A 19,217-nucleotide genomic window follows, 5' to 3' on the forward strand; every position below is an offset into this window, starting at 1 on the left:
ATGCCGATGCACTTCGTCGAGCGCGGAAACGGCATCCCCGTCCTCGCCCTCCACGGCTGGACCCCCGACCACCGCCTCATGACCGGTTTCCTGGAGCCGTTCTTCGCCCGCCGCGCCGCCGCACGCCCCGGCGGGCGCTCCTACCGGCGCTTGTACCCCGACCTTCCCGGCATGGGGCAGACCGAGATCACCGAGAAGTACCAGGGCTCGGACGACATGCTCGATGCCGTCCAGGGCTTCGTGGACCACATGATCGGCGGCGCGCCCTTCATCGTCGTCGGCGAATCCTACGGCGGCTACCTCGCCCGGGCCCTCGCCAACTCCCGCCCGGAGCAGGCGATCGGCCTCGCCCTGGTGTGCCCCATCGGGAAGGAGGCCCGCCATTCCAGACGGACCCTCCCACCTCACACCGTGATCGCCGCCGACCCCGCGTTCATGGCGGGGCTCCCTCCGGCGGACGCGGCCTCCTACGGCGAGCTCGCGGTCGTGCAGTCCCCGGAGACGTTCCGCCGCTTCCGTGAAGAGATCGCACCAGGGCTGGCGCTGGCCGACGACGAAGGACTGGTGCGAGTGGCGCGGCGGTACGAACTGAGCACCGCCCCCGAGTCCGGCGCGCCGTTCGAGCGGCCCGCGCTGATCGTCACCGGTCGGCAGGATGACAACACCGGTTACGCCGATGTCTATGCGCTGCTCGAGCACTACCCCCGCGCGACCTTCGCCGTCCTCGACCGGGCCGGGCACAACCTCCAACTCGAGCAGCCCGCGCTGCTCGACGCCTTCCTGGACGAATGGCTCGACCGCGTCGAGGAGGCCGCGGGCAGCTGACCCGGCGAACGGCGGACAGTGGACACTGAGCTCCCTCGCCAGGCCGATTCGCCGCCGTCAGAGCACGACGGAACAGAGCCCAAAAGGCGAGCATGATTGCCGGACCTCAGCGCAGCGTTCCCAGGTCGACGACGCGGTTGGCGGATTGGGCGACCAGGGCCAGGTCGTGGCTGATCAGGAGGATGGAGAGGCCGCGGTTCGCGGCGAGGGCGGTGAGGGTGTCGAGGACCCGGTCGGCGCTGGCGTGGTCGAGGGCGGAGGTGATCTCGTCGGCGACGAGGACGTCCGGTTCGGCGGCGAGGGCGCGGGCGATGGCGACCCGTTGGCGTTGACCCCCTGAGAGGGTGGCGGGCCGGGCGGTGAGGACTGTTGCGGGGAGGTCGACGTCGGCCAGGAGCGCGACGGCGAGTTCTCGGGCCCCGGCGCGGTCGGTGCCTCGGTGGAGGCGGACGGCGCGGGTGAGGGTCTGCTCGACGGTGCGGGCGGGGTTGAGCGCCGAGCGCGGGTCCTGGGCGACGTACTGGATCTGCGTGCAGTGTTCGCGGCGGCGCTTGCCGGTCAGGGGGACCGGTGCGCCGTCGAGATGCAGGCGGCCGGTGGCGTGGGGGTGGACGCCTGCGAGGGTGCGGGCGATGGTGGTCTTGCCGCTGCCGGATTCGCCGATGAGGGCGGTGATCTCGCCGCGGTAGAGGTCGAGGTCGAATCCGGTGACGACCGGTGTCGCACTTCGGGTTCGGTGGGCGGCGCTCAGGTTCCGCAGGGCCAGGACCGGTCTGCCGGTGTGCTCGCCGGCGGTGCGCTGCGGGCGGGTCCTCGGCGGGGTGCCGAGTCGGACGGTCTGGTCGGCGGTCTCGGCGGTGGCGGGGTCGTGGGTGGCGACCAGGAGGGTGCGTCCGGCGTCGCGCAGTTCGGCGAGCAGGTCGGTGACGCGGGCGCGGGCGTCGGCATCGAGGCCGGCGGTCGGTTCGTCCAGGAGGAGCACTGGTGTCGCTCTGGCTGCGGCGCAGGCGAGTGCGACGCGGCGGGCTTGCCCGCCGGAGAGTTCGCCGATGCGCCGGTTCAGGAGACGCGCGTCGAGGCCGAGCCGGTCGAGGAGCGCGGCCGCGTCGGCGGCGGGGTCGGCCTCGCCGATCAGGCGGCGCACGCTCATGATCGGCGACAAGGAGGCCCCGGGGTCCTGGCTGGCGTAGGCGATGGACTCGCGCCGCCATGCGCGCAGCCCTCCGCCCAGGTGCAGCGGGTCGGCTCCGGCGACGTTGATCTTGCCGGAGACGTTGGCGCCCTGGGGAACTGCGCCCAAGAGCGCGCGGAGGAGCGTGGTCTTGCCGCCGCCCGAGGCCGCGGCGACGACGGTGAGCCGCCCGGCCTCCGCGGTGAAGTCGACGGCGGGGAGCAGCGTGCGGGTGCCGAGTCGGACGCTGAACGCTTCGGCGGTGACGGTCACGGCGCTTCCCTCCGGGCGCCGAGGCTGGTGTGGACCAGGACCACGGTGATCAGCAGGCAGGCGGCGGGGGCGGCGACGGCCCAGGGGTTGAGGAGCATGCCGGGGGCGTTGTCGCGGACCATGACCGCCCAGTTGCCCTCGTCGAGGACGCCCGGGAGCCTCAGGAACGCGACGGCGCTGACGACGTACAGCCCTTCGGTGAACCGCAGGCCGAGCTGGGTGACGAGGGTGGGGGCGAGGTTCGGGAGCATCTCGACGGCGATGACGCGGGCAGTGGTTTCGCCGGAGGCGCGCGCGGCCTCGACATAGCCGGTCGCGGCGACCGCGGAGGCCGCCGAGCGCATCACCTTGGCGCAGTAAGGGACGCCGAAGAGCACGGTCGCGGCTAGGAGCGCGGGCAGGCCGCCGCCGGGCCAGGCGAGGACGACCAGGAGCACGCCGATCACCGGCGGCACGAGGATGAAGGCGTCGGCGGCGGCGTCGATGGCGCGTCCGGCCCGCCGGTGCAGCGCCGCGAGTGCGCCGGCCAGCGCGGAGAGGGTCGTGACGATGAGGGCGATCGCGGCGGCCACGGCCAGCAGGAGGAGTCCGCCTTCGAGCGCGCCGGCGAGCACGTCGCGCCCGAGGGCGTCGGTGCCGAGCAGGTGCCCGGCACCGGGGTCGGTGAACGGTACGGCGCCTTCCCCGGCGGTGACGGGGAGCAGCGGTGCGACGGCGACCAGCGCGACCCAGGCGGCGAGGGGGATGAGGCGGCGGGTCATCGGCGGCCTCGCAGGGCCCACAGGCGGATCGCGTCGGCGGTGATCAGTGCGGCCACGACGACGACGCCGCAGAGCGCGGTGAGCGAGACCAGGAGCGTCGTGTCGCGGGACTCGAGCGATCCGGCGACGAGCTGGCCCGCGCCGGGGTAGTTGAAGAGGGTCTCGACCACGACCGCGCCGGCCAGGAGGGTGCCGACCATGGTCGCCAGCGAGGCGGCGATCGTCGGTGCGGCCAAAGGCAGGATGTGGCGGGTGACGACGTGGCGTTCGGGCAGGCCGTCGAGGCGGGCCTGCTCGACATGGGGCATGGCCGCGGCCTCTGCGATGGCCGCCCGGTTGACGCGGGTCTGCCAGGCGGCGTGCGGGAGGCCGAGGGCCAGGACCGGGAGCACCAGCATCGCCGGGTTGTCGAGGCGCCCGTCCGCGCCGACCACGGTCGTCGCCGGGAGCAGATTGAGGACCAGGGCGAACACGAGGACCAGGAGTGTGCCGAGCACGAATTCGGGCGTGGCGACCAGGATCGAGGTGCCCACGGCCGAGCCGCGGGCGAAGCGGCTCTTGGGGCGCGCCGACCACAGTGCGGCCCATGCCAGGGCGATGGCGAGCACGAACGCGAACGTCAGGCCGGTCAGCAGGGCGGTCGAGGCCAGGCGGTCGCCGAGGAGGTCGTTGATCGGCTGGCCGCGCACGGTGGTCCCCAGGTCGCCTTGGACGAGCCCTGAGAGCCAGTCGGCGAAGCGGGCCGGCAGCGGCCGGTCCAGGCCGAGGCTCTCCCGCCGTGCGTCGACGTCGGCGGGAGCGGCGGTGGGGCCCATGGCGAGTCGCACCGGGTCGCCGGGGAGCGCGTCGGCCGCGGCGTACACCGCGGCCAGCACGGCGAGGAGGAGTCCGGCCCTGACCGCCAGGGCCGCCAGGAACCGGGTCAAGAGGCCAGCCAGGCGCCTTCGAGGAGGACCCACCCGAACCCGGGCGCGGTGGAGAGCCCGTTCACGGCGGGGGTGTGGATGTCGATGCCGTCGGCCATGCCCCACAGCAGGTATCCGGATTCGTCGTATTCGAGGCGCTGCATGCGGTGGGAGGCGTCCTCCTGCGCGGCCGGGTCGGTCGCGGCCAGCAGGTCGCCGTAGGCGCGGTCGAAGTCCTCGCTGGCCCAGCCGGTCTCGTTGGTCTCCGAAGAGGACTGGAGGACCTTCTGGGCGTAGAACGCCACGGAGTCGTTGGTGCCCCAGAACATCGTGTACAGGTCGGCCTTGCACCAGGTCTGGTCGTAGAAGGTGCCCGCGTCCTGCTCGACGACCTCGATCCGGACGCCGGCCTTCGCGGCCTGCTCGGCGAACAGCTTCGCGGCGGCGACCTCGCCGAAGGCCTCGTCGATCGTGTACAGCGTGTAGGTCGCGTCGAGGTCGAACCCCGCCTCGGCGAGCAGGTCCCGGGCGGTGTCGAGGTCTTGGGCGCGTTGGGGGAGGGACGTGTCGTAGAGGGCGTCGCCGGTGCCGAGCACGTCGTTCGCGACCTTCCCGTAGCCCGACAGCGCCTGCTGGACGAGGGCGTCGCGGTCGGCGGCGAGCCGCATCGCGGTGCGCACCCTGACGTCGGCGAAGGGGCCGTCGGCCACGCGCATGACGATCGGCAGGGCCGCGTCGTCGGGGCGGCGGTGGACGGTGAACGCTCCGGACTCCTCGGCGAGGCGCGCCGAGACCGCGCCGGCGGTCGTGGCGAGGTCGATCTGCCCGCCCTGCAACGCGTTCATCATCGCGTCGGTCGATTCGAAGCGGGTCACCTCGATCGCGTCGAGGAGCGGGCGGGGGCCGTGCCAGCCGTCGAACCGGACCAGGCGGGCGTTGCCGTCCGCGTAGGCCTCGAGCTTGAACGGGCCGGTCCCGTTGAACGCGGTCGCGTCCGCGCCCTCCCGGGTGGTGAAGGTGACCAGCCGCAGCAGCAGCGGCAGCTGGGAGTTGGGGTCCTCGGTGACCATCTGGACGGTGCGGTCGTCGAGCGCGGTGATCTGCTCGGGCGGTACGGGGACCTTGAAGGCCGCGTCCATGTCGACGATGATCCGCTTCATCGAGGCGACCACGTCCGCGGCGATCACCGGGGTGCCGTCGTGGAAGGCCGCGCCTTCGGCGATGGTGAACGTCCAGGTCTTGGCGTCGTCGGCGACGGCCCACGAGGCGGCCAGGCGCGGGGCCACGCCGGTCCCGCCGCCGGGGACGGTGAGCGCGTCGTAGACCAGGGACATGATGAGGAAGTCCGAGTTGTTCGACAGGAGTCCGTGCGGGTCCTTGGTCAGTGCTTCGACACTGCCGAGCGCGCCGACGCGGAGCGTTCCGCCCTCGCGCGGGGCGCCGCCCGCGCCGCCCTCGTCGGTGCCGCCGCAAGCGGCGACCGCCGTGACCGTGGCGGCGGCCAGCGAAGAACCGAGCAACGCGCGTCGCGACGCAGCAACCATCCAAGACTCCTTAGGTAAGGCTCACCTTCGGTCATATCTTGCGCCACTTGCGTCGCACACCCGCACGGGGGTCGGGAGGTGTGACAGACCTGCGACTCGTAACCTTCGAGCGTGCCACGACCCACCCGAGGAGACCACCGCGCGCTCGCCGCGCTCGCCGCGCCCTTGGCGGCGACGCAGCTGGCGCAGGTCGCGCTGTCCACCACCGATGTGGTGATGATGGGCTTCCTGGGGACCACCGCCCTCGCGGGCGGGGGCCTGGCGATCGTGCTGTTCAACCAGGTCCGTACCATGGGCGTCGGGCTGCTCACCGGCACCGCGAACCTCATCGCGGCCTCCACCGCCCGCCGCGCGGACGGAACGATCCGGCGGATCGTCTTGAGCGCCATGGTCATCGCCACCCTCACCGGCGCGGTCGGAGCCGCGGTGCTGGTCGGCATCGGGTTCCTGCTCGAGCCCCTGGGCCAGAGCCATGAAGTCGCCCACGCCGCCCGGCACATGCTGTTCGCCCTGGCCCCCGGGCTGATCCCGTGCCTGTGGTTCCAGGTGCTGCGCCAGACCACGGTGGGACTGCAGCGCCCCCTGCGACTGCTGTGGGTCACCCTCGGCTCGGTCGCGCTCAACATCGCTCTGAACTTCGCACTGCTCAACGGGATCGGCCCGCTCCCCGCGCTCGGCCTCGCGGGCATCGGCGCCGCCACCTCCGCCGTGCACCTCGCCCAAGCCCTGGCGCTGTTCGCCTTGATGCGCCGCGATCCGATCGTCCGCACCGCGCTCCGGTCAGGGCCCCAGGGACTCGACACCGACTCGGTCGCCCGCCGCATCCTGCGCCTGGGAGTGCCGACCGCGCTCACGTACGGTTCGGAAGCGGGCCTGTTCTCGGTGCTCGCGCTCCTGGCCGGCGGCCTGGGCGCGACCGCGCTCGCGGCGTACAACGTGGTCAACCAGATCACGTACATCGTGTTCCAGACCGCCGTCGGCACCTCCCACGCCGCCTCGGTCCTCGTCAGCCGCGACACTGCCGCCGCCGCCCCGCGCAGCGCCCGACGCTGGGCGGCAACGGCTTTGACCCAGCAGGCCGGACTGCTCGCCCTCGTCGCGGTCGCCTATCTCGCCTTCGGCGACCCGTTGGCGCGGGCGCTGGCCGCCGACGCCACGGACGCGACGATCGCGCTCGCCGCCACCGTCCTCATCGCCGCCGCCGTCACCCAGTTCGCCGACGCCGCGCAGAACATCGCCGTCGGCCTCCTCAGGGGCGTCGACCGGGCCGGAGCCGGCTTCCGCGCCACCCTCATCGGCTACTGGGCCATCGGCCTCCCAGCCGCCGCGCTCTTCGCGTTCGGCTTCGACTGGGGCCTGGTCGGGCTGTGGATCGGGCTCGGCTGCGGACTCGCCGCATGCGCGGCGCTCATGCTCGCCCAATTCCACGCCGCGACCCGCGGGGCGGTCCGGCCGGTCGGCCCGGTGCCGAGGTCCCAATCCTGAACGGGTCCGCCCGGCCGGGGCTCTACTCGCCGCTGACGGCCTTGTACGCCTCGGTGTAGTACTCGCGGCGGCACCAAACTAAGTCCCGGGACAAATCAGGCATTGCGATGGTCGAAATTCCCCAACTCGTGGTCGATTTCCGCGATGAACGATCGGCCGAGCCGACCGGGGCGGCCCGCGTCCTCAGCCGGCCGCCGGCGGGATGTTCTGGTTGGCGCGGAAGAAGTTCTCGGGATCGTAGTCGCGCTTGACCGAGGCGAGCCGGTCGTAGTTGCCGCGGTACGTCGATCGGACGCGCTCGGGCCCCTCTTTGGCGCCGAGGAAGTTGACGTAGGAACCGCCCATGGAGTGCGGATGCAGGTCCGTCGAGTAGTCGACGCACCACTGGCGGATCAGGTCGGCGTTGGCGGGATCGGGGTCGATCCCGGCGATCACCGCGGACCACACGGCGTCCCGGTACGCCCAAGCGGTCTCGTCCGCACCCACCCGGTGGGCCGCCCCGTCCACGGGGTAGAGGTGCATGGTCGCCGACTCGGTGGGCAGGGCGTTGCCGTACCGCTCGTGCACGTCGATCGCCGCATCCGAGATCGCGTCGAAGAAGGCGCCGCGCCAGTACCACTGCAGTCCCTTCGGGATCTGCTCGTCGAACATGCCCTGCAGGGCGGGGTACGGCATCGGCGCGGTGAAGTGGAAGGCCGGGGGCGCCGGGTCGTTCGCCACGGCGAGGACCTCCTCCAGGCGCCCTTCCTCCAGGTCCCCGGTGTAGCACCAGACCACCGCGCACATCTTCTGCCCGTGGATCGGCTCGGGGAACGGCGGCCCGGGCGGCACCGACAGGAGGGCGAAGAACCCGTTGAGGTCCTCCGGTGCGGCGGGGAGGAACTCCCGGTACCACCGGAGCACCTCCTGGATGCGGTCCATCGGCCAGACGGTCAATCCGACGCCGACATCGCGGACCTTGCTCAGCCGGAAGGTGAACGACGTGACGACGCCGAAGTTCCCGCCGCCGCCCCGCAACGCCCAGAACAGGTCGGGGTGCTCCGTCTCCGACGCGGTCGCGAAGGTGCCGTCGGCGAGGACGACGTCCGCGGATATCAGGCTGTCGATGGTCAGGCCGTACTTGCGGGTCAGGTGGCCGTGCCCGCCGCCCAGCGTGAGGCCGCCGACCCCGGTCGTGGACATGATCCCGGAGGGGATGCCGAGGCCGAAGGTGTGGGCGGCATGGTCGAGCGCGCCCAACTCAGCGCCGCCCCCCACTTGCGCGATGCCCGCACCGGGGTCCACGCGCACCCAGTTCATCGGCGAGAGGTCCAGCGTGAGGCCGTCGTCCACCAGGCACAGGCCCGGTCCGCTGTGACCGCCCCCGCGAACGGCGAGTTCGACCCCCACGTCCTGCGCGAAGGCGATCGTGGCGCGCACGTCGGCGACGTCCGCGCACTTCGCGAAGGCCGCCGGGCGTCGGTCGATCATGGCGTTGTAGATGCTGCGGGCCTCGTCGTAGCCCGGATCCCCCGGGGCGACAACGGGTCCGCGCAAGTCTCCTCGCAGCCTGTCGAGATTCGTTCCACTGATGCTGCCCATGATCGCGTGCCTCCATCGGGAGTTCGGATGACGAGCGGCGGTCCGATCGCGCCGCGTACGCCTCGGCTCAGGGAGGGCGGGAACGCGTGCGCTCCTCGACGATGCGACCTGATCAGGTCTCGGCCCCGGCCTGGCAATATCGACGCTACTTCACGTACACGGACCCGGTCCCGCATTCAGGCACAATGCACGACCCCGTCGGCGGACGTTCGTGCAGGTTGCGCGGCCAATGTCGGATCCCGCGGAGCGCGGCGCGGGCTATCGGGCGTCCCGCATCCGGCCCAGCATGCCGAGCACCGCGGCGACGTGCGCGACCTGCCGCGGATCGTCCATCCGCAGCTCCCGGAACTCGCGGTCCGGATCACCGTCCCGCAACTGCGACACCCAGGCGATCAGCGCGGCGGTGCCCTCGGGAGTCGCGACGAAGGCGGTCCCCCCGAAGCCCGGGTCCGCGAGCTGCGCGGTGTCCCCGGTGAGGATCTCGGCGAGCGCCAGCGCGGTCATGTCGTAGAGGTACTCGTCGCCCGCAGGGTCGTCACCGAGCAGGCCTTCATCGCGGGCGGCGCCCACCAGCTCATCGGCCGTGACCCGGTCCCGGCCGCGAATCGCCGCCTCCACCATCGCGAGCACTTCGAGGCCCTCGTCGCTCTCAAGCGCCTTGACTCCCCATGAACCCATGGCGCTCACCCTACTGCCCCAACGCGTTCACGCACCGCCTCGATGCCGGCGCGAAGTGGCGACGGGCGTTGTCGGTGGTGACCGCTACCCTCACTGGCATGTCCGAACCACTCGAATTCTCACGCTTCCCCAACGTCACGTTCGTGGACGGCGAGACCAGCGACTCGGTGATCTACAGCCCCAACGGCCCCGCCGACGCCCACCTGCGGGAGGTGTTCGCCGCCCACGGGCTCGAGGGCTCCGGCTACGACTGGCAGTCGGCCGTGCACGCCGCGCTGCTCGAGCGCACTTCGCTCCTGGAGCGCTTCTCGTTCGACTGCGAGGCGGGCATGTTCTGCGCCTACGGCACCGACCGCGAGGCGCTCGGCGAGGTCGCGACGACCCTGGAGGCGCTGCTCGAGCGCCCGGTGCAACTGGTCGAGGCGCTGGCCATCGCCGCCGAGCACGACCTCTTCGACTAGGGGTGCACCGGCGAGCGGGCGTGCCGGACGCCCCGCTCGCGGGTGTCCCTACCAGGCGTAGGCCTCGGGCGCCGCGCCTCCGGGGCCGGGGAAGAGCTCGTCCAGGGTCTTGAGCTCGGTGTCGCTCAGTTCGACTTCGAGGGCCGCGACGGCGTCCTCGAGTTGCGAGAGCGTGCGTGGGCCGATGATCGGGCCGGTCACGCCCGGCTGGTGCAGGATCCAGGCCAGGCCGAGGATCGCCGGGGCGATGCCCTTCGACGCGGCGAGGGCCTCGTACTGCTCGAGCTCCGCACGGTGCTTCTCGATCGCGTCGGCCATGTGCGGGCTCGCCCGGCGGCCGGATTCGGCGGCTTTGCCGAGGACCCCGCCGAGGAGTCCGCCCGCGAGCGGCGACCACGGGATGACCCCGAGCCCGTAGTGCTGGGCCGCCGGGATCACCTCGAGTTCGATGTGGCGGTTGACGAGGCTGTAGATCGACTGCTCCGAGACCAGGCCGAGCCCGCCGCGCTTCGCCGCCTGCTCGTTGGCGCGCGCGATCGTCCAGCCCGCGAAGTTCGAGGAGCCGGTGTAGACGACCTTGCCCTGGGCCACGAGGACGTCCACGGCCTGCCAGATCTCCTCCCACTGGACCGTCCGGTCGACGTGGTGGAACTGGTACAGGTCGATCCGGTCGGTCTGGAGGCGCCGCAGCGACGCCTCGATCTGGGCGCGGATGTGGTACGCCGAGAGCCCGCGGGCGTTCGGGTCGTCCTGCTGCATCTCCCCGTAGACCTTGGTGGCCAGCACGATCCGGTCGCGGGCTTCGGGCCGGGAGGCGAGCCAGCGGCCGATGATCTCCTCGGTCCAGCCCTGGTTCGGCTTGTGCCCGTAGACGTTGGCGGTGTCGAAGAAGTTGACGCCGAGCTCGAGCGCCCGGTCCATGATCCGGTGCGCCTCGTCCTCGTCGGTGGCGGGACCGAAGTTCATGGTGCCGAGGACGATCCTCGAGACCTTGACGCCGGCGCGGCCCAGCTGGGTGTACTCCATGGTTCCTCCAGGCGGTTCGGGGGTCCTTCATCCTAACGCCGCTCTGAAAGCCCTTTCCGAGGGCGGCTCGCGAAGCTCGGACGCCCTTTGCCGTCCCAGGCGCCGGAGCAAAGGCCCCGCCGGGGGAGTGCGCCGTTCCCGTTCCGGACGCGAGGCCTGCGGGGGAGCGTAGGATGCTCGACCATGGCTGGATCGTCTGAACACCTCAGTGCCACAACGGAAGCCTATGACCGGGTCGCCGTCGCGTACGCCGAGATCGTGCGGGACGAGTTCGCCGGGCTGCCCCTCGACCGGGCCGTGCTGGCCGCGTTCGCCGAGTACGTCCAGACGGGCGGCCCGGGGCTCGTGGCCGAGTTGGGTTGCGGCCCAGGGCGGGTGACCGCCCACCTGCGCGATCTGGGACTGGAGGCATTCGGCGTCGACCTGTCGCCGGTGATGATCGACCTCGCCCGGAAGGCCCACCCCGACCTGCGGTTCGAGGTGGGTTCCATGGACGCGCTGGACCTGGCCGAAGGCGCGCTGCGCGGCATCGTGTCCTGGTACTCGGTGATCCACGCCCCGGCGCAGGACGTGGCGTCGTACTTCGCCGAGTTCCGCCGAGTGCTGGCGCCGGAAGGGTGCCTGCTGGTCGCGTTCTTCGAGTCGGAGGGCGATCCGCTCACGAGGTACGACACCAGCGTGGTGCCGGCCTACCGGTGGCCGATCGACGAGCTCGCTGGGCTCGCCGCCGAGGCCGGGTTCGTCGAGATCGGCCGGATGCTGCGGGAGCCGCGGGCCGGAGAACGGTACCGCCGCGGCCATCTGCTGATGCGCCGAAGCGCTTGAGGCCCTGCGATGATCGGGACACGAACAGAAACCGATATCTGCCAGGCGGCATGCCGCTACGAGGTCCCATCGCCGAGACTCCGCGGCTAATGCCCGAATAATTCAGGGTCACATATTGAAATGTGTGAGTGTCATGAGATACCGTTCTCTACGGCGGCGCGTCCTCGCGGCGACCGCCCACGGACAGCGGTGGCGCTCCCCGGCGTCGATCACCGCATGGCGCAAGGGAGCACCATGCCCAACGAACACTCGACCGAACCCCGCCGCACCCCGAGCCTCGGGCGGCGGCACCTCCTCCGCGGGGCGATCGTCGCGGGCGGCCTCGTCGCCGCCGGAGCCGGCGGCCTCGGCATCGCCCAGGCCCAGACCTACTCGCACCCCGGTCTGCTGCACCAGAACGACGACCTCGAACGGATGCGCCTCGCCGTCCGGGGCAACCGGCAGCCGCTGATCGCCGGCTGGAACAAGCTGATCGCCAACTCCCACTCCTTCCCGACCTGGCAGCCCCGGGCGGTCGAGCGGATCATCCGCGGCGACAACGGCACCGACCGCGAGAACTACCCGCTGCTCATGAACGACATGCACGCGGCCTACCAGAACGGGCTGCGCTGGAGGATCACCGGCGACACCGCCCACCGCGACTGCGCGGTGCGGATCCTCAACGCCTGGTCGGGAACGCTCAAGGAGATCGGCGGCTGGACCGATGCCTCCCTGGCGGCCGGCATCTACGGCTACCAGGCCGCCAACGCCGCCGAGCTCGTTCGCGACGCCCCCGGCTTCGACCGGGGCCGGTTCAAGAACATGCTCGCCAACGTGTTCTACCCGATGAACAATGACTTCCTCGTCCGCCGCCACGGCACCTGCGACAGCCACTACTGGGCGAACTGGGACCTGTGCAACATGGCCGCGATCCTGGCCATCGGCATCTTCAACGACGACAAGGCCAAGGTCGACCAAGCGATCGAGTACTTCTGGAACGGCAAGGGGAACGGTTCGATCCAGCACGTGGTCCCGCACGTCCACGGCGACCTCGCCCAGTGGCAGGAGTCCGGCCGCGACCAGGCCCACACGGTCATGGGCATCGGACTGATGGCCGAGTTCATGGAGATGGCCTGGAACCAGGGCATCGACCTCTACTCCGCCCGCGACAGCGTCTTCGCCAAGGCCGCCGAGTACGTCGCCCGGTACAACAACGGCCACGACGTGCCCTTCACCAAGTACGTCTGGTACAACGGCCACAACTGCACCTACAACGAGCACACCGTGATCAGCTCCTGGCCGCGAGGCCACGTGAGGCCGGCGTGGGAACTCCTGTACTCCCACTACAACGGCCGGAAGGGCCGCGCCATGCCCAACGTGCTGGAGATGATCCGCAAGATCCGGCCCGAAGGCGGCGGGGGCGACTACGGCACCGGTTCCGGCGGCTTCGACTCGCTCGGATTCGGCACTCTCGCCTACGTGAAGTGACCCGGGCGCGGCCGGGCCGTCGAGCGACGGCCCGGCCGCGACCACGGTCGCGCGGCTCAGGCGGCCAGGTGGCGCCACGATTCCGGCTCGCTGCGCAGGAACTCCTCGAGCCCCCAGGGGCGCCGACCGGTGACGTGCTCGATGCTGTGACTGGTCACCGAGGTCTCGCCGGTCGCGAGGGCCTGGTACGACCCCGCCCACCCGGCGATCTGCCAGTCCTCGGCCCCGGCCCGGGAGGCGCGGGCCTCCTCGTCGGTCTCGGGGACGTAGGCGATCTCGCGGCCGGTCACCGCGCTGAGGATCCGCGCGGACTCGTGCAGATCGAGCGGCTCCGGCCCGGAGACGTCGTACACGCGGTCGGCGTGGGCGGGATCCAGCAGCGCCTCCACCGCGAGCCGGGCCACGTCATGGCGGGCCACCCAGGCGACCCTGCCCTGCCCCGCCGGACCGCGGATCACGCCGTCCTGGACGAACAGCGGCAGCATGTCGGCGTACAGCGAGTTCCGCAGGGCGGTGAGCCGCAGCCCGGACTCGGCGATGAGCCGCTCGGTCAGCGAATGCTCGCGCGCGAACGTGAACGTCGCCTGCGGGGACGCGCCCATGAACGAGGTGTAGACGACCCGCTCGACCCCGGCCGCCACGGCGGCGCGCACCGCGCTGCGGTGCTCGGGCATCCGGTCCCGGCTCTCATGCGCGGAGACCATGAACAGGGTCTGGACGCCGCTGAGTGCGGCGCGCAGCGCAGGTTCGTCCTCAAAGGATGCGACCTTGACCTCCGCGCCGTCCAGTTCGGGCGCGCGCGAGGGATCGCGCACGACCAGTCGCTGCCGCACCCCGCGTTCGGCGAGCATCCGCGCGACCCGCGATCCCAGTTGTCCTGTGGCACCGGTGACGGCGATGGTTTCCATGCGCTGGCCCCTTTCCTCTGCGTTCACGACCGTCCGCCAGTATCCCTGCTGCGCAAGAGGCTCCGGTAAAGGATCCGTCGGCGCCTGCGACGCCACGGCGTGACCGACGCCGGCCGCAGGTGCGCCTGCCCGACCGTCGTCGGCGGGTCGTCCGGCCCGGGCTAGCGGTCGGTCCAGCGGCGGATCGCGTCGAGGGCGTTCTGCGGGCTGGTGTTGAAGCTCAGCCGGATGTCCGGCTGCACATCGATGAGCACGTTCACGATCCGCTCGAGCAGGACGGTGTTGTCCGGGAGGAGGCGCACGCCGCCGCCGATGAGCGCGATGCCGAAGACGTCCTCCGCGAACCGCTTGCGCAGCTGGGCCTCGGCCTCGTCGGGGTCCTTGCTGATGCCGAAGAACTCGCCGACCACGCCATGGGCCTCGACCGCCGCCCAGCCGCGCTCGATCTGCGCGGCCAGCTCCTCCACCGTCAAGTCCAACGGCGCCAGCTCTTCAGCGCTGAACGACTCGGCGCGGATGCCGACGAACAGGACCCGGTCGTTGAGCGGGGCCTTCACCTGCGAGTGCTTGTGGGACATGGCTTCCTCCAGAAGCGGTGATGGTCTTCGGCTTTCGGGTGCGAACGGGGGACCGGGAGGGATCGTCCTCCGGCCGGGCGCGGCCGGCTCGCGCACAGGCGATGCCGCGGTCAGCCAAGTATTCGCGTCCCTGACCCCCGACTCGCCGCCGGGAGCGGGTTCCGCTCCACGGCAAGGGCCCCGAGCAGACGCCCGGGGCCCTTGGACTGCATCGGTTCTAGGTGAGGGTCCAGCGTTGGTTGGTGCCGGTGTGGCACGTCCAGAGCTGGACCTTGGAGCCGTTGGCCGTGGCGGCGGCCGCCACGTCGAGGCAGAGGCCCGAAGCGGCGTTGCTGATCGTGCCGTTGCTGTTCATGTTCCAGCGCTGGTTCGCGCCGCCGTGGCAGGACCAGATTATGGCCGTCGTGCCGTTGGTGGTGCCGCCGCCGTTGGCGTCCAGGCACTTCTTGGTGCCGCCGGAGTAGACGGAGAGCTCACCGTTGGCGTAGGTCCACTGCTGGTTGGCACCGGTCCAGCAGTCGTAGATCTGCACTTGGGTGCCGTTGGTGGTGGACTGGTTCGGGACGTCCAGGCACCGGTTCGATCCGGTGCCCCGGAGCTGGCCCGAGTCGCCCCCGCCCGGGTTGCCGCTCCCGCAGTCGGCGGTCGGGTTGGTGTGGTTCAGCAGCCCGAGCCGGTAAGGCAGCTGCGAGTACTCCATGCCGTTGGAGTTCGGGTTTCTGCCCTGGTAGAGGTAGTCGATGTTGCACGGGTCGATCTCCATGGTCTGGTTGCCGTCCACGCGGACCGCCTCGCCGTGGCTGATGTCCTGCGTCCAGGCCCCTCCTGGGAAGGAGACGTTGGCGGCGCCGGCGAACGGGTTGGACTGGGTGTTGGCCAGCGGGACCCACTGGCTGAAGTTCGCGTCGAGCCGGTTGGAGGTCCAGGACCGGAAGTAGCGGGCGCCGTTGGAGCCGATGCCCTCGACGACGAGCAGGTACTGGCCGGAGTCGCCGAGCTTGTAGACGTTGGTGGCCTCGAAGAGGCTCTGGTTCGGGGCCTCCATGAACAGCTCGACGTCGCCGAAGCCGTTCGGGAACTCGGCCACGGTCGTCTTGGCGCGGTAGAACTTCTGCTTGTCGTTGTTGAAGTACAGGTAGCAGTTCACCTCGTCGCAGGCGATCCAGTAGTCGAGGATGTACGACGAGCCGGCGTCGGCGATGCCGTGGTTGCTCATGAAGTTCTTGGGCGCGGAGGCGCTCTGCGGCTGCCCGGGGTGGGACAGGGTGGAGAAGGACGGCAGGCCGGTCTGGTAGATCAGGTACCACTGGTTGTCGGGCTCGAAGTAGAACACCTGCGGGGCGGCGCGGTAGCCGCCGCCGATCGGGGTCTGGGACAGGTGGTACTGCTGCGCCTGCCCGGCCTGGGACCAGTCGGTGAACCCGCCGAAGGAGGTCAGGGACCAGCCGCCGTTGGTGTCGGCGGTGGTGGCGTAGACGTAGTACTTGCCGTCCTCCTGGACCACGGACGGGTCCTTGAGCGACACCAGGGTCCGTCCGGGTGCGGTCTGCTGGGGGGCGACGATGGCGCCGGTCGAGCTCCACTGGAAGGAGGAGGGAAGCGGGGCGGCCTGTGCCGGGGCTGCGCTCAAGGTCGCTGCGGCGAGGGCCGCGGCCAGCGTCGTCGCCAGCAGCGCGATCCACGATCGCCATCGAGTCGGATGCCTCATTGTTGCCTCTCTGATCAGGTCATCTGTGTGGTTATCGCTAACAACATCAGGGTCTGCGAAAGTTTCGGCCCGACGGCCGAAACGTGAGATGTACACACAGGATAGCCAGACGATTCGCCGCATGTAAATAGATCGATGTGAATTCGCGAGGCCGGGATCGCGGCGGGCGGCGGCGGGCGGCGGGTGCTGCGGACGGGGGCACTGTCCTACTTGACGCGATATCGAAACATATCTATAGTTCGAAGACGTAAGTTTCGGTCTGCACACCGAAACTTTCGCTCTCTTCGAAGACCCTCCCCGCGAGCATCAGAGGAACACCATGATCACCAGTACACCGCGGCGACGGCGCCGCGTCTGGTCGACGATCGCCGCAGTCGCGACCGCGAGTCTGGCCGCCACGACAGCGCTCGTGATGTTGCCAGGGACCGCCCAGGCCGGCACCACGCTAGGCGCCTCGGCGGCCGAGAGCGGCCGCTACTTCGGGGCCGCCGTCTCCACGCAGTACCTGAGCGAGTCCGCGTACGCCAACACCCTCGGGGCCGAGTTCAACTCGGTCGTGGCCGAGAACGCCATGAAGTGGGACGCGACCGAGCCGAACCCGGGCCAGTTCAACTTCTCCGGCGGCGACCAGCTCGTCAACTGGGCGCAGGCCCGCGGCATGAAGGTCCGCGGCCACACCCTCGTCTGGCACGCGCAGCAGCCCGGATGGGCCCAGAACCTGACCGGGCAGAACCTGCGCAACGCGATGCTGAACCACATCGCCGGCGTCGCCAACCACTACGAGGGCGACGTGTTCGCCTGGGACGTGGTCAACGAGGCGTTCGAGTGGGACGGCTCGCGCCGCCAGTCGAACCTCCAGCGGCAGCTCGGCAACGGCTGGATCGAGGAGGCCTTCCGCGCCGCGGACGCGGCCGACCCGACCGCCACGCTCTGCTACAACGACTACGGCACCGACAGCATCAACGCCAAGAGCACCGCGATCTACAACATGGTGCGCGACTTCAAGTCCCGCGGCGTCCCGATCGACTGCGTCGGCTTCCAGACCCACATCGCCCACAACGAGAACCTGAGCAGCTACCAGGCCAACCTCCAGCGCTTCGCCGACCTCGGCGTGGACGTGGAGATCACCGAGCTCGACGTCGGCCAGGGCTCGGGCCAGGCCGCCACGTACGGCACGGTCACCAACGCCTGCATGGCGGTCGCCCGCTGCAAGGGCATCACCGTCTGGGGCATCACCGACAAGTACTCCTGGCGCGACGACAACCCGCTGCTCTTCGACGGCAACTACCAGAAGAAGCAGGCCTACCACACCGTGCTCGCCGCGCTGAACAACGGCAACCCGGGCGGTGGCGGCGGCAAGCACATCACCTCCGCGGCCTCGGGCCGATGCCTCGACGTGCCGAACCAGTCGACGACGAACGGCACCCAGCTGCAGATCTACGACTGCTGGACCGGCGCGAACCAGCAGTGGACGGTCGCGAACGGCGAGATCTCCGTCTACTCCGGGGGCTCCAAGAAGTGCCTGGACGCCTCCGGCGGCGGCACTGCGAACGGTACGGCGGCGATCATCTGGTCCTGCCACGGCGGCGCGAACCAGCGCTGGAACGTGAACTCGAACGGCACGATCACCAATGCCGCTTCGGGCCTCTGCCTCGACGTGGCGGCCGCCGCCACGGCGAACGGTTCCAAGGTCCAACTCTGGTCCTGCACCGGCGGCTCCAACCAGCGCTGGACCGTATAGGCCATACCCACACGGATCGCCGCCCGGGACACGGCAGTGCCGCCCGGGCGGCGATCCCCTGTGGTCAGTCCTTCGGGGCCGGTCCCGTCGAGTCGCGGACCGTGAGGCCCGTCGCCAGCTGCAGGTGGCGGGACGCGGGCCGGGAGCCCTTCGCCATCGCCAGGACGGTGTCCACGGCCATGCGGCCCATGCCCGTGAGCGGCTGGTGCACCGAGGTGAGGCCGGGCGCGGTCCACTCGGCCTGCGGGGTGTCGTCGCATCCGGTGACCGACAGCCGGCCCGGGACCTCGACGCCCAGTTCCTTCGCCGCGGCGAGGACGCCGATCGCGATCTCGTCGTTCCCCGAGACGACGGCGGTCGGAGGCTCCTCGAGTGCCAGGAGTTCGCGGCCGTGCCTGAATCCCGCCTCGACCGTGAACGCGTCGTGGCGGATCAGCACCTGCTCGGGTTCGAGCTCGGCCGCGTCGAGGGCGGCCCGGTACCCGTGGAAGCGCTCGGCCGAGGGGGCCGAGTTCAGCGGGCCGCCGATCCAGGCGATCCTGCGGTGGCCGAAGCGGATGAGGTGGTCGGCCGCGGAGCGCGCGCCGGCCCAGTTGGTGGCGCCGATGGTGACGACGCGGGAGTCCGCCATGCCGATCGGGTCGATCATCACGACCGGCAGCCCGGCGTCGTCCGCGGCGGCGAGCACCGCGCCGGGCGAGGCGACCGCGAGTTCGATCATGCCGATGGCGCCTGACGCCTGCTGCTGGGCGATCCACTCGCGAGCGGCCTGGGCGCTCGCCCCGGCCGAGGGGTACGGCGGCAGCCTCAGGAGCAGATCGGTCGACGCCTCGGTGGCGGCGGTGAGGATCTCCTGCAGCACGGTGCCCGCGTAAGGCGAGGCGACGAAGTCGAGCACGACCACGAGCGCCGGTTTCCGCGGCCGGTCGTGCCGCAGGGTCGTCGGCTGGTAGCCGAGCTCGGCGACCACCTCCATGACATGCTCGCGCGTGCTCGCCGACACGTCGCTGCGTCTATTGAGGACTTTCGAGACGGTCGCCGGCGAGACTCCGGCCCGCAGGGCGACGTCCGCGAGGGTGATCTTCTCGGTTCGGGGCTGCCGGCTCACCGGGAATCCTTTCGATGGTCGAAAACATTTCGATCTTAGCAGTCCTGCCGGCATGCCGCACACTGCGATGAACCGCCAGCTCGGATGCGCATTGACGGGCGTCGCCGTAAAAGGTAGCGTCGTCGGCGACCGAATACTTTTCGAAATAGTTTCGATGAGTGATCTGCGCTCC

Annotated in this window: 17 protein-coding genes; 6 read left to right on the forward strand and 11 right to left on the reverse strand. The window is 70.8% G+C overall.

What is annotated here, in order from left to right; all coding sequences use genetic code 11:
- Positions 1-825 (forward strand): alpha/beta fold hydrolase, encoded by an 825-nt coding sequence (locus tag QWI33_RS17140; protein ID WP_289958360.1) that lies wholly within the window; start codon positions 1-3, stop codon positions 823-825.
- A 106-nt stretch (positions 826-931) separates the two neighbouring features.
- On the opposite strand, the gene QWI33_RS17145 is transcribed toward QWI33_RS17140, so the two are convergent.
- From QWI33_RS17145 to QWI33_RS17160, 4 genes are read right to left on the reverse strand one after another with little or no spacing between them, the layout of a single operon-like run.
- Entirely contained in the window at positions 932-2,269 is a 1,338-nt protein-coding gene (locus tag QWI33_RS17145) for an ABC transporter ATP-binding protein (RefSeq protein WP_289958361.1), read from the reverse strand.
- Entirely contained in the window at positions 2,266-3,030 is a 765-nt protein-coding gene (locus QWI33_RS17150; protein WP_289958362.1) for an ABC transporter permease subunit, read from the reverse strand. Before QWI33_RS17150 ends, QWI33_RS17145 begins: the two co-directional genes overlap by 4 nt.
- Positions 3,027-3,956: an ABC transporter permease gene (locus tag QWI33_RS17155; protein WP_289958363.1), complete on the reverse strand. Its 930-nt coding sequence runs from the start codon at positions 3,954-3,956 to the stop codon at positions 3,027-3,029. The genes QWI33_RS17150 and QWI33_RS17155 overlap by 4 nt, the downstream gene beginning before the upstream one ends.
- Positions 3,953-5,479, reverse strand: a complete 1,527-nt coding sequence (locus tag QWI33_RS17160; RefSeq protein ID WP_289958364.1) for an ABC transporter substrate-binding protein — start codon at positions 5,477-5,479, stop codon at positions 3,953-3,955. Before QWI33_RS17160 ends, QWI33_RS17155 begins: the two co-directional genes overlap by 4 nt.
- A 111-nt stretch (positions 5,480-5,590) precedes the next feature.
- Between QWI33_RS17160 and QWI33_RS17165 the strand changes: the two genes are divergently transcribed.
- Positions 5,591-6,964, forward strand: a complete 1,374-nt coding sequence (locus QWI33_RS17165) for an MATE family efflux transporter (RefSeq protein ID WP_289958365.1) — start codon at positions 5,591-5,593, stop codon at positions 6,962-6,964.
- Positions 6,965-7,147: 183 nt separating this feature from the next.
- Here the strand turns inward: QWI33_RS17165 and QWI33_RS17170 are convergent, their stop codons facing one another.
- Both QWI33_RS17170 and QWI33_RS17175 read right to left on the reverse strand, forming a co-directional pair.
- Complete coding sequence (locus QWI33_RS17170) at positions 7,148-8,545, reverse strand: FAD-binding oxidoreductase (RefSeq protein ID WP_353895501.1); 1,398 nt, start codon at positions 8,543-8,545, stop codon at positions 7,148-7,150.
- 258 nt (positions 8,546-8,803) lie between these two features.
- Positions 8,804-9,223, reverse strand: coding sequence for a hypothetical protein (locus QWI33_RS17175; RefSeq protein ID WP_289958367.1), 420 nt, complete (start codon positions 9,221-9,223; stop codon positions 8,804-8,806).
- Between the two features lie 98 nt (positions 9,224-9,321).
- Here QWI33_RS17175 and QWI33_RS17180 point away from each other — a divergent pair, with 98 nt between their 5' ends.
- Positions 9,322-9,684 carry an Imm51 family immunity protein gene (locus QWI33_RS17180; RefSeq protein WP_289958368.1) on the forward strand — a complete coding sequence of 121 codons (363 nt, stop codon included), beginning with the start codon at positions 9,322-9,324 and terminating at the stop codon, positions 9,682-9,684.
- A 48-nt stretch (positions 9,685-9,732) separates the two neighbouring features.
- On the opposite strand, the gene QWI33_RS17185 is transcribed toward QWI33_RS17180, so the two are convergent.
- The gene (locus QWI33_RS17185) at positions 9,733-10,710 is read right to left on the reverse strand and encodes an aldo/keto reductase (protein ID WP_289958369.1); all 978 of its coding nucleotides are present in this window, start codon (positions 10,708-10,710) and stop codon (positions 9,733-9,735) included.
- A 183-nt stretch (positions 10,711-10,893) separates the two neighbouring features.
- On the opposite strand from QWI33_RS17185, the gene QWI33_RS17190 reads away from it, so the two are divergent.
- Entirely contained in the window at positions 10,894-11,535 is a 642-nt protein-coding gene (locus QWI33_RS17190) for a class I SAM-dependent DNA methyltransferase (RefSeq protein ID WP_289958370.1), read from the forward strand.
- Between the two features lie 234 nt (positions 11,536-11,769).
- Positions 11,770-13,002, forward strand: coding sequence for an alginate lyase family protein (locus QWI33_RS17195; protein ID WP_289958371.1), 1,233 nt, complete (start codon positions 11,770-11,772; stop codon positions 13,000-13,002).
- A gap of 56 nt (positions 13,003-13,058) precedes the next feature.
- Here the strand turns inward: QWI33_RS17195 and QWI33_RS17200 are convergent, their stop codons facing one another.
- From QWI33_RS17200 to QWI33_RS17210, 3 genes are all read right to left on the reverse strand, one after another.
- Complete coding sequence (locus tag QWI33_RS17200) at positions 13,059-13,910, reverse strand: SDR family oxidoreductase (protein WP_289958372.1); 852 nt, start codon at positions 13,908-13,910, stop codon at positions 13,059-13,061.
- A gap of 161 nt (positions 13,911-14,071) precedes the next feature.
- Positions 14,072-14,488, reverse strand: coding sequence for a hypothetical protein (locus QWI33_RS17205; RefSeq protein WP_289958373.1), 417 nt, complete (start codon positions 14,486-14,488; stop codon positions 14,072-14,074).
- A 217-nt stretch (positions 14,489-14,705) separates the two neighbouring features.
- Positions 14,706-16,196, reverse strand: coding sequence for a non-reducing end alpha-L-arabinofuranosidase family hydrolase (locus QWI33_RS17210; RefSeq protein WP_289958374.1), 1,491 nt, complete (start codon positions 16,194-16,196; stop codon positions 14,706-14,708).
- A gap of 319 nt (positions 16,197-16,515) precedes the next feature.
- Between QWI33_RS17210 and QWI33_RS17215 the strand changes: the two genes are divergently transcribed.
- A complete protein-coding gene (locus QWI33_RS17215; protein WP_289958375.1) occupies positions 16,516-17,937 on the forward strand; it encodes an endo-1,4-beta-xylanase in 1,422 nt (473 codons plus the stop codon).
- Between the two features lie 64 nt (positions 17,938-18,001).
- Here QWI33_RS17215 and QWI33_RS17220 read toward each other — a convergent pair whose 3' ends face one another.
- The gene (locus tag QWI33_RS17220) at positions 18,002-19,045 is read right to left on the reverse strand and encodes a LacI family DNA-binding transcriptional regulator (protein WP_289958376.1); all 1,044 of its coding nucleotides are present in this window, start codon (positions 19,043-19,045) and stop codon (positions 18,002-18,004) included.
- Positions 19,046-19,217 lie beyond the last annotated feature (172 nt).

Source organism: Glycomyces tritici, from assembly GCF_030403505.1.

Bases quoted from the DNA above. Each gene is read 5' to 3' on its own strand.
- QWI33_RS17140 (WP_289958360.1), top strand. From the start codon at position 1: ATGCCGATGCACTTCGTCGAGCGCGGAAACGGCATCCCCGTCCTCGCC.
- QWI33_RS17150 (WP_289958362.1), bottom strand. From the start codon at position 3,030: ATGACCCGCCGCCTCATCCCCCTCGCCGCCTGGGTCGCGCTGGTCGCC.
- QWI33_RS17160 (WP_289958364.1), bottom strand. From the start codon at position 5,479: ATGGTTGCTGCGTCGCGACGCGCGTTGCTCGGTTCTTCGCTGGCCGCC.
- QWI33_RS17170 (WP_353895501.1), bottom strand. From the start codon at position 8,545: ATGGGCAGCATCAGTGGAACGAATCTCGACAGGCTGCGAGGAGACTTG.
- QWI33_RS17175 (WP_289958367.1), bottom strand. From the start codon at position 9,223: ATGGGTTCATGGGGAGTCAAGGCGCTTGAGAGCGACGAGGGCCTCGAA.
- QWI33_RS17180 (WP_289958368.1), top strand. From the start codon at position 9,322: ATGTCCGAACCACTCGAATTCTCACGCTTCCCCAACGTCACGTTCGTG.
- QWI33_RS17185 (WP_289958369.1), bottom strand. From the start codon at position 10,710: ATGGAGTACACCCAGCTGGGCCGCGCCGGCGTCAAGGTCTCGAGGATC.
- QWI33_RS17190 (WP_289958370.1), top strand. From the start codon at position 10,894: ATGGCTGGATCGTCTGAACACCTCAGTGCCACAACGGAAGCCTATGAC.
- QWI33_RS17195 (WP_289958371.1), top strand. From the start codon at position 11,770: ATGCCCAACGAACACTCGACCGAACCCCGCCGCACCCCGAGCCTCGGG.
- QWI33_RS17200 (WP_289958372.1), bottom strand. From the start codon at position 13,910: ATGGAAACCATCGCCGTCACCGGTGCCACAGGACAACTGGGATCGCGG.
- QWI33_RS17205 (WP_289958373.1), bottom strand. From the start codon at position 14,488: ATGTCCCACAAGCACTCGCAGGTGAAGGCCCCGCTCAACGACCGGGTC.
- QWI33_RS17210 (WP_289958374.1), bottom strand. From the start codon at position 16,196: ATGAGGCATCCGACTCGATGGCGATCGTGGATCGCGCTGCTGGCGACG.
- QWI33_RS17215 (WP_289958375.1), top strand. From the start codon at position 16,516: ATGATCACCAGTACACCGCGGCGACGGCGCCGCGTCTGGTCGACGATC.